This is a genomic window from Pseudogemmobacter sp. TB195, assembly GCF_058313095.1.
The window spans coordinates 159,285-171,373 of record NZ_JBZEGG010000005.1; the positions used below are offsets into that span (position 1 = coordinate 159,285).

Below are 12,089 nucleotides of genomic sequence, written 5' to 3' on the forward strand. Positions count from 1 at the left end.
TGAGGCGCAGCCCCGGCACTTCCCTTCTCCCCGGCCACCGTAATTTTGCACTGAATAAACTCGGTCACCAGCGCTGTCTCAAGTTTCACCGTCCCGAGTTTGATGCTGTCACCCATAGTCACACTCATCGCTTGTCTTATGGTCCGTGCCGGGCCGGACGTTGGTTTGGCTTGCCACGGGGATTTGTTAAGAACCTCGATGTCAGTGGGGATCGGAGCGAAGATCGCCTGGGTCTTCAGGACCGCAACATAGTCGGATCGTCCTCACCCTTCTTGAGACCTGAATGGAATGAAGGGCCTCGGGCCCGCATGGCAAGCCGGGGAGAGAGGAATATGGAAGGAATTGTCAGCATCGACGTTGCTGAGGCAAACCCTCGTGCAGGCCACGACGTGGCAAACTGCGGGGAGCCGCCACGCCATAGGTCGCGATTGGTTTGCCTGGCCGAAAAATTTGAGACATAAAGGATCGCAGCTGGATGTGAGAATGAACATGGCCGATCCCGTCGAAGACCGTGAACTCGCCCGACAAAGGTTGCGGCTTTGGGTCTCGATGCTGAAATCAGTCCGCAGCATCGAGACCGAATTGCGGGGCCGTCTGCGCAGCAGTTTTGACACCACACTGCCCCGGTTCGATGTGCTCGCGGCGCTGCATGCCGCACCGCAGGGGCTGACGATGACGGATCTGTCACAGCAGCTTATGGTGTCGAATGGCAATGTCACCGGCATTGTGGACCGGCTGGTCGCGGATGGTATGGCGCTGCGGCAGAACGAAGAAACCGACCGCCGTGCCTTTCGCATCTCGCTGACCGAGGCCGGGCGCGCAAAAATGACGGGGATGCTGGAGCAGCATCACCGCTGGATCGACGAGTTTTTCGCGGCTATCCCCGAACATGACCTTGCGCGGGGCATCGCGATCATGATGGACCTGCGCCACAGCTGTGGCCGCGCGGTCTGAGATCGCGTGCGCGAAGCCCGGTCAGAACTGTCGTCTCTTCCCCGTATGCGGCAAGATGGCAAATATTTTACGCGCCCATATAATTTAAGCTTGAAGTAGTTTAACTACATTTCGCATGATACTCACAGGCTCATGATCGCGGAGACCGCCATGCCTGGCGCGACGGCTCATACTGACGGCTTTACCAGTGATGATCTGCTGACCGAACCCGGTATGCCGGTCTTCCTGCCTAGTACCTCCATATATCCCGAACATCTCGATGCATCGGTCGAACTGACAGGCCAGATGGTGGAAAGGGGTGCAGGCGACCGGACCCGGCCCTGCCCGCTGAAGCGCACCTTTGAAACACCCATTGAAAGGATTACCGATGTGGTATCACATCTCTGACTGGAACGCAGTCTACGACAATGCGCCCAATATCCCGCGCGGCGCAGACTGGCCGGGTGTCTGGGTCGAGCCGGCGGCGGCATTTCGTGCAGACATGGCTGCAAAAGGCCTGCTGGAGGCGGATCTGCGCTACGGCCCCGGCGCGCGGCAGGTCTTTGACCTGTTCCGCCCCGCCACCCAGCCGAAGGGGCTTGTTGTCTTCGTGCATGGTGGTTTCTGGATGGCGCTCGACAAGAGCTATTGGTCACATCTTGCTGCCGGGCCGCTGGCGCAGGGCTATGCAGTCGCAATCCCGAGCTACACACTGGCGCCCGAGGCCAGGATCCGCACGATGACGCAGGAGATCGGCGCCGCGATCACGGCGGCTGCGGCGAAAATCGCGGGCCCACTGCGACTGGTGGGCCATTCAGCGGGCGGCCATCTGGTGACGCGGATGGTCTGCGAGGATACGCCGCTGGCGCCGGAGCTGCGCGACAGGATCGCGGCGGTGCTGTCGATTTCAGGGCTGCATGACCTGCGGCCCATGCGCAATATCTGGCGCAATGCGACGCTTGCAATTGACGCGGAAGAGGCGGTCTCGGAAAGCCCGGCCTTGCAGTTGCCCCTGGCAGGAACGCGGCTGACGGCCTGGGTCGGCGCGATGGAGACCTCGGAATTCCTGCGCCAGAATGCGCTGATTGCGAATATCTGGGCCGGGCTCGGCGTGGCCACAAGGGCGGTGGTCGAGCCAAATCGCCACCATTTCAATGTGACCGACGGGCTGGCGCAGCCGGATCATCCGCTGGTCGCGGCGCTGCTGGATCTGCCGGCCTGAGGGAGTGCTATTTGAAAAGCCCGGCCACACGGCCGGGCTTTCGCGTTTCGATCAGAGGCTTGCCACCGGCAGCCGCCGCTTTGCGCATAGCGTCATCAGCACGATGAAGAACAGCGCTTCGGCAATGACAAAGGCGGTGAAAGCCATCGGAAAACCGCCGCTGCCGCGAATGATCACCCCCATGATTGTGGGCGCGACAAAGCTCGACAGGATGCCGAAGACCTCGGCATAGCCGATCGCAGCCGAAGCCAGCGCAGGGGCGTAAGTGTCCGAGATCAGTGCAAAGATCGCGCCGCCGCCGATCACGGCAATGCCGCTGATCGCCGCCATAAGGACCAGAACCGCAAAGGGCAGCGCCCAGAGCGTTGCGGCCAGAAACATCAGGCCGGTGAGGATCGCCATGATGACCGAGACACGGATCAGCTTCAGCTTGTCGCCTTTGTCGGCCATAAGCCCGCCTATCACCAGAAAGACCACCTGCGACAGGCCCATCAGCGTGCCGATCAGCGCGGCGCTGGCCTCGGGCATTGCCTGATGCGAGATAAAGGCCGGCACGACCCAGGTGGCCGTGCCCGCGATGGCAAAGGTGCAGGACGCGATGCCGAAGCCCGCGATATAGACCCAGGGCTTGCGGAAGATCGAGGCGAGCTCCGGTCTATCGGGGTTTGGCGGCTCGCCAGACCATCTGAACCCGGAAAAGGCTGACCCAAGCGCCGCCGGGCCGGGTTTGGCAAACAAAAGCACCAGCGCCGCCGCGAGTGCGGTGCCGCAGGTCAGGATCGCAAAGAAATTGCGCCAGCCATAGCTGATGGTCAGCGGAATCCCGATGGCGAAATCCAGCGTGATCGCAAGGCTATAGGCCGCAAGGATCAGACCGACCACCAGCCCTCGCCGCGCCGGCGGGAACCAGGCCAGCAAAAGCTTCATCACCCCGATAAAGACGCCCGCGTCGAAAAAGCCGATGATCAGCCGCAGCGTCAGCAATTGCCCATAGCTTTGCACATAGATCTGCAGACCCATGCCGATGGTGGTGCCGATCAGCCCGGTCAGCAACATCGCCCGCGCCGACCAGTCGCGGCTGAGCGCCGACCAGACCACCATGCCAAGCCCGTAGGTCAGTGCGAAAATGCCCTGGGCAAAGCCGGCCTGGGCCTCATCCAGCCCGAGATCGGGCGAGAGGAAGGGCAGAACGGCGGCCAGACCATACCAGTCCGCCGCCAGCATGATCTCGCAAAACAGCCCGAGCGCCAGCACACCCCATTGCCAGCGCCTGATCCTTGCCTGATCAGGCGGGGCAAGATTGTCCCATGTTGTCATTTCATCAGTCCCTGTTGGTTTTTGTTTTTTTCGCCGGGTTCAGGCCGCCCCCCCCCTCCCGCCCCGGCGCGGGAGAGGGCGCCGGGGTCAGGCCCCGGCGGGTGGCGGCAGGAAGTGGATATTGTGCAGCGCGGCCAGGCGCACCACTTCGGCCGGGTCCGGCACCTGATGGATCGCCTCGAAAAGCGCGCGCAGATCACGGGTCGGGGCGACCCAGAACAGGCAGGTGGCTTCAGCGCCCGAGAGGTTGAAGATCCCATGCGGGATGCCACGCGGCATCACCACCAGATCGCCGGGTCCGGCCTTTTGTTCGGTATCCCTGAGGCGGATGGTGTATTCGCCGCTCAGAACATAGACGAATTCATCCTGATCGGGATGGATATGGGGCGGAACGAAGGTGCCGGCCGGAAAGATCGCATGCCAGGCCATGCTGTCAGGCCCGGCCTGTTTCAGCGTATAGGTCTGGCCGAGAATGTTCCAGGTCACGCCCTCCCAGGCGCCCGATTGCGCGGTGATGCCGCCGGGCATGGCGGCGCTTGCGCGGGCGAGGAAACCGGTCACGAGGCCGGCGCTTTCAGGCGTTTCTTCCAGGACGAGGTGACCGGTCGCCGGGACCAGCGCCAGTTCGGCCCCGGGCAGCTGTCCCAGCCAGTCCTGTGCCTGGCCGGTCGGTCGCAACCGGTCTTCTGCCCCCCAGAGCAGCAGAACCGGCATCGTCAGACGCCAGAGCCTGCGTGCCAGATCCGGGTTCCCTTCGGGATGGGGTGCCGAGAGTTTCAGAAAGCCGCCAACCTCGCGCCCGAGGGCCGCATCGAAAGCCGGATCCGGTGCGGCAGGGAACAGCGGCAGGATCTTTGCCGGGTCATGTGCCAGATAGGCCGGCAGCTCGGGCGGGGTGATCGAGGTCATCGCCGGTGCGGGAGCGGCCTCGCTGATCAGACCGGCCGGCGCGATCAGCACGAGGCCCGAGACCCGCCCGGGCTGACGCACCGCGAATTCCGCCGCGATCCAGCCGCCAAGCGAAAAGCCCGCCAGCGCGAATTGCTCCATCTTCAGCGCGTCAAACAGCGCCATGTAATGGAAGACCATATCCTCGATGGTCGTGATGCCTGGCGCATCCTCGCTGAGGCCAAAGCCGGGATGGAAGGGGATGACCACCCGATGCGTGGCCGCCCAGTGGCGTGCGGCCTCGAACCCTGTAAAGGTGCCGGTGCCATGCAGAAAGACGAGATCGGGCCCTTGCCCGAGGGTCAGAACGGCAGTGCGGATGCCATTCACGACAAGATCCTGCCGGGCAAAACCGGCGATCTGATTTGAGAGCGGGTCAGACATGTCTGCTCCTGTGATATTGGTGGGGCCGCGCCTCAGGCGGCGCAGCGGATTTCGCGCAAGGATGCGGCGAGCTGGGCCACGCCGGTTTCGAGCCGTTGCGCCAGTGCCCCGGTCGGAGCGCCGTCCGCGTCGAGTTCCGGCGCGCAGGCATAGACTGCCGTGGGCATGGTCAGCGCCTCAAAGAAGCCAAAAAGCGGGCGCAGCTGATGTTCGACCACCAGCGCATGGCGCAAGCCCCCACCGCAGGCCGTGATCAACACCGGGCGGCCTTTCAGGACACCCGGCGGGATCTGGTCGAAGAGATGTTTGAAGAGGCCCGGATAGCCGCCCTGAAACACCGGGCAGCCGATGATCAGCGCGGGCGCCGCCTCTATCCGTGCGATCAGAGCCTGGGCGTCAAAGCCCATCTCCTCGCGACGAAAGGCGGCAATGCCGGGGCCGGCATCCAGCAGATCGCAGGTCTCGGCCCCGATCCCATGCAACCGGTCCAGCCGGTCGACCGCCGCCTCGACGAGGCGGCGCGGGCTGGCAGGGCGCCAGCTTGTTGCGGAAAACGCGAGGACCGGGGGCACCTCATTTGCCCCCGTCTGCCACACCGAACACCGTCCAGGGCGCATTGGGATCGGTGGTGCCCATCAGCGCGCGGCCGCATTCCTCAAAGATCTGATCCGCCATCAGGATATGCTGGGTGCCCGCGTGAATGTCGCGGTAAACCCGCTGCATGACCGTATTGTGCAACGAGGCGCCGCGCGCCGCGCGATGAGCAAATGTCGCGATGTCAGAAATCACATCATGGCTGTAGCGCAGGCAGAGCTTGATCATCGTCATCTGATGCTGGCTGAGCGGCTGTCCGGCCTCCAGCGTATCTGACGCGCTTTTCCAGGTCTCCAGCACCAGGGCGCGCATGGCGCGGAATTTGGCCTCGTTCTGGGCGAACTGGAATTTGAAGCTGGCGCTCTGGGCCGATGGGCCAAAGGCATCGCGGCGCGGGACGATGACCTTGATCAGCTCGTCAAGCATCCGCCGTCCGGTGCCAAGCGCAAAGGAAGTATGGGCCCAGGCGCTGAAGCCGGCAAGCCCGATCGTGCCCTGATGCGAGCCGCGCAAAGGCGCCTCGATATCGAAATCATAGACCATCTCATCGGGGACAAAGATCTCGGTCCCCTCTTTGACGGCGTAATCAAAGCTGCCAGTGGCGCGCAGCCCCAGCACGTCCCAGTTGCCCTTGAGTTCAATCGTGTCGCGCGGGTGATGGGCGATGATCACTTTCGGCCCGCCCGGGCCCATGATCATCTCGCCCGCCTCATCCACCAGGAAGGCGCCGGTATGGATCCAGTCTGCGTGCTGGATGCCGCTGCCATAGGCCCATTGGCCCCAGATCATGTAACCGCCATCGGTCTTGCGGGCAAAGCCGCGCGGCACACCATTGCCGGCGATGGTGATATCAACGCCTTTTGCGAAGACATGATCCACCCCGGCCTGGTCGATATAGACCGCCATGGTGGTGCCTTCCATATTGTTCACGCCGACATACCAGCCGGCGGAAGCATGGGCATAAGTGATTTTTTCATGGATCAGCATCGCATCGAAATGGCTGATCTCAGAGCCGCCGACCACGCGGGGATAGAGCATGGTGAAAAGCCCGGCCTTGCGCAATTCGGCCACGACCTCATCGGTCAGATGCCCAAGCCGTTCCGCTTCAGCCGATTGCGCTTCGATCAGCGGCAAAAGCGCCTCGGCACGCGCTATCAGCTCTGTCGCGGTCGGCGGCGTGGCTGTCACATTGATATTCATCCGGATCCCTCTCTGTAGCGCGCGGCTCGTATCTGCACCCCGTGCCGGGGCTGGCCGCTTTTTAATAACTGCGCAAATCGGCCTGACGCGCCGCGCGGGCGGTGACTGGCCGATCTGTCGGACGATCCTGGCGGTTGGGGCTGGCCCGCCTCAATCCCCCCGAACAGGGGGGCTGTTGTGGCAGGGTTGCGGCAGGAATGCTTTGACTGCGAAATTTTTACACCCGAATGATCGTGAAAGTTGCAGACTGAATTGACCGAATCACCCTCTCCTCCGAAGCTGTGCGACGCAGGCCACTTCGGGCCGCACTTTCGGACTGGACCATGACCGCAGCGCCCTTCTCTGCCGATCTCAGTGCTGCGGAGCTGATGGGGGTCATTTCTGCGGCCTCGATCCCGGTGCTCGGCGAGCAATGTCATGCGGCGCTGGAACGGCATTGCGGTGCCTCGGGGATGGGGATCTATCTCTTGCGCAGCGGCGTGCCGGATCTGCTGTATTCCAGCGGCGTGCCGGGTGGTTTTCTGGAAGATTACGCGACGCTTTACGGCACCGATGATCCGCTGATCCGGCAGCTGAGCACGCAGGTACCCGTCACCGATGGCCGGACCTGTCTTGGCGAGGCGGATTGGGCCCGCAGCGGGTTGCGTGAATTGCTCAGCTCATGGGGGCTTGGGCATAATATGTGCGGGCTGATCCCGATCGACGAGGCGACGATGGGCGTCATCTATACGGCCACGCTACAACGCACCGGAGCATTCACGCCCCAGGCGCGCGAGCAGCTGGTTTTTCTGTGCCGGGGCGCCGGGATCGCTTTGCGCTCGCTGGTGCGGCGCACCCGTGTCGCGGGCGATCTGCCACCGCAGCAGGCGCGGGTCGCAGCCCTGGTCTGCGAGGGGTTTTCCAACAAGGAAATCGCCCGGGCCGTGGGGCTTTCCGAACATACGATCAAGGAATATGTCCAGCGCCTTGCGCAAAGGCTGCGGGCCGACAATCGCACCGCCCTTGCCGTTGCCCTGCTGCGCCAGGGGTTTTTGCATTAGGCGCGGGGATCTGGCCCGGAAGGCAGAAGCAAAAAAGACCGCCCGGGGGGCGGTCTTTTGAAGTCTTGTCCGATGCTGCGGCTTACAATCCGCAGTCATTGACATAGGTGTCCTGGTAGTCATCGAAGATCTTCTCGACAACCGAGGTGGCATAGCGGCCATCTTCGCGCTTCACGACTTTGGTCAGGTAGAAATCCTGAATCGGGAAGTGGTTCTTGCCGAACGAGAAATCGCCGCGCAGCGAGGTGAAATCGGCTTTCTGCATCGCTGCTCGCAGCCCGTCCCGGTCTGACATTTTGCCATCCACCGCCTTGACCGCGCTGTCGATCAGCAGCGCCGCATCATAGGCCTGCATCGCGAAAGTCGCGGGCACTTTGTCATATTTGGCGATAAAGGCATCGGTGAAGGCCAGTGATTGCGGCGTGTCGAGATCAGGCGCCCAGTTCGACCCGGCAAACATCTCAAGCGCAGCATCCTGCTGTGCCGGAAGGGTGGATTCATCCACCGTAAAGGCCGAGAGGAAGGGAATGCCGCTCATGCCGGCCTGGTTGAACTGCTTGACCAGATTGACGCCCATGCCGCCCGGCATAAAGGCATAGATCGCATCCGGGCCGGTCGCGGCAATCTGCGCCAGCTCGGCCGAGAAATCCAGTTGCCCCAGCGGCACCAGCATTTCGTCGGCAATGCCGCCTTTATAGGAATGCTTGAAGCCCTCCATCGCGTCTTTGCCGGCCTGATAGTTCGGCGCCAGCAGATAGACATTCTGGTAGCCGCGATCCTGGGCGACCTTGCCTGACACCTCGTGGATCTGGTCATTCTGATAGGAGGTCACGAAGAGGTTCGCGTTGCATTCCTTGCCCGCCAGCGTCGAGGTGCCGGCATTGGTCGAAATCAGGAAGGCGCCACCTTCGGTGACCGGCGGCATGATCGCGTTCAGGATGTTAGAAAAGATCGGGCCGACCACGAAATCGACCTTATTGCCCTCGACCAGTTCGCGCGCGCGGCTGACGGCGACTTCGGGTTTTTGTTCGTCATCGACGATGATCAGCTCGACCTGCCTGCCGCCGATCTGGCCGCCCAGATCGTCAAGCGCCAGCTGGAACCCGTCGCGCGCCTGTTCGCCCAGAACCGCCGCCGGCCCCGACAGCGTGTAGATCAGGCCGATCCGGACCACATCATCATCGGCCCTGGCCACGGATGCGAACCCGGCAAGGATGCTGCCAGCCAGCAAGGATGCTTTCACTTTATTCATTTACTACCTCCATCGGGCCTGTTGGCGCCCAGTGTTTTCTGGTGGCCGGTATTTTGGCGGCCAGTTTTTTGGTGGACGCGCGCGCGCCAGGCAGGCGCGCGCCGTCAGGTCTTTTGATCAGTCAAGCGCCGGGGGCGGAACGAATTCCAGCTCGTGGAAGCCGGCGATCCGCACCACTTCGGCCGGGTCCGGCACATTATGGATCAAAGAAAACATTTCCCACAGCTTTGCCGTCGGGGAAACCCAGAACATCGCGACCACATCCGCACCCGACCGGTTGAAAAGCCCATGCGCAATGCCGCGCGGCAGGACAACCAGATCTCCGGGGCCTGCACGGCGCAGCTTGCCGCCGACCTCGGCCTCAAGCTCGCCCGAGAGGATATAGACGAATTCATCCTGGGTGAAATGAATGTGATGCGGCACGAAGGTGCCGGGCGGGAAAACCGCATGCCAGGACATCGAGCTTTCGCTGCAGGATTTCGGCGTATAGGTCTGGCCCAGAATGTTCCAGACGATGCCTTTGATGCCATCGTCACCTGCCACCACACCGGGGGGCATGGGAACGGGCGGCAGCGGATAGGTCGGGGTGGTCATCTTTCGGTCTCCTTCTTCATCTCATTCAGATTTAAAAATTTTGTGTGTAAAGCTATTTCTGCGCCTCACTGGCGTTTCCGGGTCTGGTCATCCGAAAAACCGGCGGTCGAAGCATAGCCGCGCACGATGGCGGCGCGTTCCTCAGGCGTGATCACCTGATCGAGATCGGAGAAGCCATCAGGCGCGCGGCGTTCCACCTCGTCGATCAGCCCTTCGGGGCCGCCAAGCCGGTTCAGCCGCACGATTTCGGCGGTGACGGGGCGGCGCGCCGCATCATAGGCGGCAAGTGCCGCGCGGATGGCATCCGGTGTTGTCGCGCCCACCAGCAGATCCGCCAGTGCTCTGGTATCAAGGATCGCCTGGCTCGCGCCATTTGATCCCACCGGATACATCGGATGCGCAGCATCGCCGATCAGCGTCACGCGGTCATGGCTCCAGGCCGGAAGCGGATCGCGGTCGCACATCGGATATTCCAGGAAGACCGGCGTGGCGCGCACGAGCGCCTCCAGGTCGATCACATTCACATCAAAGGCGCGCACATGCGGGATCAGCTCTTCCAGCGTGCCCTGACGGTTCCAGTCTTCGCGCTTCGGGGTCGGGCTGTCTTCGGCGCCGGGGCGGTAGGTTACGACCCAGTTCATCAGCACCTTGCCGGGCGCGGATCCGGGCGCGATCGGGTAGAGCACCAGCTTATAGGTAAAGCCGCCCGCGACGATCATAGTGCGGCCATCGGCAAACGCATCCGTTTCAACCGCGCCGCGCCACATCATGACGCCATTCCATTTCAGGCCGGGTTCGTTCGGGTATAGCTGTGCGCGGATCGGCGAATGCACCCCATCCGCCGCGACCAGAATATCGCCCTGCGCTGACCGGCCAGTGTCGAATTCCAGCCTGACGCCATCCGCATCCTGGTGGAATCCGGTGCTGCGATGCGAGAGATGCACCGCCCCCGGCCCGAGCCGGTCCAGCACCGCCTCGCGCAGCATATTATGCAGCCGCCCGCGATGGATCGAGAATTGCGGGTAATCGCCGCCGGCCTCGACACCGCGCGGCTCGCGCCAGACCTCCTGGCCCTGCCTTGTCTGGTAGCGCAATTCGCTGGTGCGAATGGCGATCCGGTCCAGCTCGGGCAAAAGGCCCAGCTCGGCAAGTTCGCGGATCGCATGCGGCAACACATTGATGCCGACCCCCAATTCGCGCAATTCGGGGGCGGCCTCGAAGATCTGGCAGGAGATGCCGCGCGCCTGCAACATCAGGGCCAGCGTCAGCCCGCCAATTCCGGCCCCACTCACCAATACATTCATGTCATTCCTCACTTCCCTGTCGCGGCTGCCTGCTGGTATTGCCTGCGGCCGTCATTTGGGCCGATGCTTGAGGGCAAGGGCCGCGCCAGCTATCGCCACAGCGCCAGACTATCAGCAGAGCGCCATCTGCTACGCTTTTTCCCGCAGGCAGGCCCGTGAGACGGCAGAAGGCACGCGCGGTCAGCGGCGCCCAGTGCAGAAAGCTTTTGCAAAAGCCGCCCGGCCCATGGTTGAATTGCCGTCGGAAACTATAGGCCTGAAATAAATTCCGCCCCTCTCTGACCCGGTTGATCGCGTTAATGCAAAGCTTGCCGCCGCCGCCCTTGCCGCCACTGTCGCCGTCGCCTTTGTGGAAGCGCAGCAGCTCGCTCGAGGAATTCGAGGCAGTGATGTCTGACCTCTTGCGCCCCTGTCGGGTGCGGGGTCAGGCGCGGCGCGGATACCGGACCGAGATTCTGCATCAGCGGGTCAATGGGCTGGGGCTGACGGCGGTGCGCCTGGGGGCGCCCGCTTCGGTCAGGGTGGCACCGGACCGGGCAATTTCGCTGTTGCAGATCCCGGTCGGTGGCACCTTCCTCGCGCGCAGCGGGCGACGGGGGGAAGAAAGCTTCCGATCAGGTCTTGAGGCCCAGGTGGTCGATGCGCCAACCGGGCTGGATCTGGATTTCTCGCAGGACAGCCGGATGCTGATTGTTGATCTGAGCGCGCCGCAGATCGCGGCGCTGGCCTGTGGGCCGCTGCCCTCGGGCAGTCTTTCGCTGGCCACGCCGGAAGGGGCGCAGCTGTGGCGGCTGGCGCAATATCTTCTGACGGAACTGGAATCCGGGGTGCTGGTTGGCGACAGCCCGCTGGCGCTTGGCCTGGAGCAAAGCCTGACCGGCGCCATCGCTCGCGCGCTGAAAGCCCATATGCCGGCGGTCGCCCGGTCGCAGGACACCAGGTCGCAAAGTGACAGGATGCTTTTGCGCGCTGAGGCGTTCATGGCCAGCCATCTCGACCAGGTGATCGATCCGGCGGCGATAGCGCAGGCGGTTGGGATAAGTGTGCGCAGCCTACACCGGCTGATGCGCGACAAGCGCGGCACCACGCCGCTGTCGGCCCTGAAAGAGATGCGCCTGCAACGCGTGCGCGCCGAGATCGAGGCCGGTCTTTGCCCGCCAAATGGCATCACCGATCTGGCGCTGCGCTTTGGCTTCAACCATCTTGGCGCCTTCGCCACCGATTTCCGTCGCCGCTTCGGGGCGCCGCCATCCGAGCTGTCGCGCCGTCACGCGCAGCGCTGACTTCAGGCGGTACGAACC

The 12,089-nt window shown here is 63.1% G+C and carries 12 protein-coding genes; 5 read left to right on the forward strand and 7 right to left on the reverse strand.

All coding sequences use genetic code 11. From position 1 onward, the window contains the following. Nucleotides 1-489 precede the first annotated feature (489 nt). The 3 genes from AC4FS3_RS07540 to AC4FS3_RS07550 all read left to right on the forward strand — a co-directional run bounded on the left by AC4FS3_RS07540 (nucleotide 490) and on the right by AC4FS3_RS07550 (nucleotide 2,155). Nucleotides 490-954: a MarR family winged helix-turn-helix transcriptional regulator gene (locus AC4FS3_RS07540; RefSeq protein ID WP_491020018.1), complete on the forward strand. Its 465-nt coding sequence runs from the start codon at nucleotides 490-492 to the stop codon at nucleotides 952-954. Between the two features lie 132 nt (nucleotides 955-1,086). After that, the gene (locus AC4FS3_RS07545) at nucleotides 1,087-1,341 is read left to right on the forward strand and encodes a hypothetical protein (protein WP_491020019.1); all 255 of its coding nucleotides are present in this window, start codon (nucleotides 1,087-1,089) and stop codon (nucleotides 1,339-1,341) included. Beyond that, nucleotides 1,322-2,155 (forward strand): alpha/beta hydrolase, encoded by an 834-nt coding sequence (locus tag AC4FS3_RS07550; RefSeq protein WP_491020020.1) that lies wholly within the window; start codon nucleotides 1,322-1,324, stop codon nucleotides 2,153-2,155. The genes AC4FS3_RS07545 and AC4FS3_RS07550 overlap by 20 nt, the downstream gene beginning before the upstream one ends. Nucleotides 2,156-2,206: 51 nt before the next feature. Here the strand turns inward: AC4FS3_RS07550 and AC4FS3_RS07555 are convergent, their stop codons facing one another. From AC4FS3_RS07555 to AC4FS3_RS07570, 4 genes are all read right to left on the reverse strand, one after another. Continuing rightward, the gene (locus tag AC4FS3_RS07555; RefSeq protein WP_491020021.1) at nucleotides 2,207-3,472 is read right to left on the reverse strand and encodes an MFS transporter; all 1,266 of its coding nucleotides are present in this window, start codon (nucleotides 3,470-3,472) and stop codon (nucleotides 2,207-2,209) included. Nucleotides 3,473-3,559: 87 nt separating this feature from the next. Then, nucleotides 3,560-4,804 carry an alpha/beta fold hydrolase gene (locus AC4FS3_RS07560; protein WP_349293915.1) on the reverse strand — a complete coding sequence of 415 codons (1,245 nt, stop codon included), beginning with the start codon at nucleotides 4,802-4,804 and terminating at the stop codon, nucleotides 3,560-3,562. Nucleotides 4,805-4,836: 32 nt separating this feature from the next. Continuing rightward, the gene (locus AC4FS3_RS07565) at nucleotides 4,837-5,376 is read right to left on the reverse strand and encodes an NAD(P)H-dependent oxidoreductase (RefSeq protein ID WP_491020022.1); all 540 of its coding nucleotides are present in this window, start codon (nucleotides 5,374-5,376) and stop codon (nucleotides 4,837-4,839) included. Between the two features lies 1 nt (nucleotide 5,377). Further along, nucleotides 5,378-6,598 carry an acyl-CoA dehydrogenase family protein gene (locus AC4FS3_RS07570; RefSeq protein WP_491020023.1) on the reverse strand — a complete coding sequence of 407 codons (1,221 nt, stop codon included), beginning with the start codon at nucleotides 6,596-6,598 and terminating at the stop codon, nucleotides 5,378-5,380. 323 nt (nucleotides 6,599-6,921) lie between these two features. Here AC4FS3_RS07570 and AC4FS3_RS07575 point away from each other — a divergent pair, with 323 nt between their 5' ends. Then, entirely contained in the window at nucleotides 6,922-7,638 is a 717-nt protein-coding gene (locus AC4FS3_RS07575; protein WP_491020024.1) for a LuxR C-terminal-related transcriptional regulator, read from the forward strand. An 82-nt stretch (nucleotides 7,639-7,720) separates the two neighbouring features. Here the strand turns inward: AC4FS3_RS07575 and AC4FS3_RS07580 are convergent, their stop codons facing one another. The 3 genes from AC4FS3_RS07580 to AC4FS3_RS07590 form a co-directional block, all read right to left on the reverse strand. Continuing rightward, nucleotides 7,721-8,890 carry an ABC transporter substrate-binding protein gene (locus AC4FS3_RS07580; RefSeq protein ID WP_491020025.1) on the reverse strand — a complete coding sequence of 390 codons (1,170 nt, stop codon included), beginning with the start codon at nucleotides 8,888-8,890 and terminating at the stop codon, nucleotides 7,721-7,723. Nucleotides 8,891-9,007: 117 nt separating this feature from the next. Beyond that, complete coding sequence (locus AC4FS3_RS07585; RefSeq protein WP_491020026.1) at nucleotides 9,008-9,484, reverse strand: cupin domain-containing protein; 477 nt, start codon at nucleotides 9,482-9,484, stop codon at nucleotides 9,008-9,010. Between the two features lie 65 nt (nucleotides 9,485-9,549). Continuing rightward, nucleotides 9,550-10,788 (reverse strand): flavin-dependent oxidoreductase, encoded by a 1,239-nt coding sequence (locus AC4FS3_RS07590; RefSeq protein ID WP_491020027.1) that lies wholly within the window; start codon nucleotides 10,786-10,788, stop codon nucleotides 9,550-9,552. A gap of 299 nt (nucleotides 10,789-11,087) precedes the next feature. Between AC4FS3_RS07590 and AC4FS3_RS07595 the strand changes: the two genes are divergently transcribed. Continuing rightward, on the forward strand, nucleotides 11,088-12,071 hold the full coding sequence (locus tag AC4FS3_RS07595) for an AraC family transcriptional regulator (RefSeq protein WP_491020028.1): 984 nt from the start codon (nucleotides 11,088-11,090) through the stop codon (nucleotides 12,069-12,071). The last annotated feature ends 18 nt before the right edge of the window (nucleotides 12,072-12,089 follow it).

Coding starts and splice junctions, on each gene's coding strand:
- AC4FS3_RS07540 (WP_491020018.1), top strand. CDS start 490: ATGGCCGATCCCGTCGAAGACCGTGAACTCGCCCGACAAAGGTTGCGG.
- AC4FS3_RS07545 (WP_491020019.1), top strand. CDS start 1,087: ATGATCGCGGAGACCGCCATGCCTGGCGCGACGGCTCATACTGACGGC.
- AC4FS3_RS07550 (WP_491020020.1), top strand. CDS start 1,322: ATGTGGTATCACATCTCTGACTGGAACGCAGTCTACGACAATGCGCCC.
- AC4FS3_RS07555 (WP_491020021.1), bottom strand. CDS start 3,472: ATGACAACATGGGACAATCTTGCCCCGCCTGATCAGGCAAGGATCAGG.
- AC4FS3_RS07560 (WP_349293915.1), bottom strand. CDS start 4,804: ATGTCTGACCCGCTCTCAAATCAGATCGCCGGTTTTGCCCGGCAGGAT.
- AC4FS3_RS07570 (WP_491020023.1), bottom strand. CDS start 6,598: ATGAATATCAATGTGACAGCCACGCCGCCGACCGCGACAGAGCTGATA.
- AC4FS3_RS07575 (WP_491020024.1), top strand. CDS start 6,922: ATGACCGCAGCGCCCTTCTCTGCCGATCTCAGTGCTGCGGAGCTGATG.
- AC4FS3_RS07580 (WP_491020025.1), bottom strand. CDS start 8,890: ATGAATAAAGTGAAAGCATCCTTGCTGGCTGGCAGCATCCTTGCCGGG.
- AC4FS3_RS07585 (WP_491020026.1), bottom strand. CDS start 9,484: ATGACCACCCCGACCTATCCGCTGCCGCCCGTTCCCATGCCCCCCGGT.
- AC4FS3_RS07590 (WP_491020027.1), bottom strand. CDS start 10,788: ATGAATGTATTGGTGAGTGGGGCCGGAATTGGCGGGCTGACGCTGGCC.
- AC4FS3_RS07595 (WP_491020028.1), top strand. CDS start 11,088: ATGCAAAGCTTGCCGCCGCCGCCCTTGCCGCCACTGTCGCCGTCGCCT.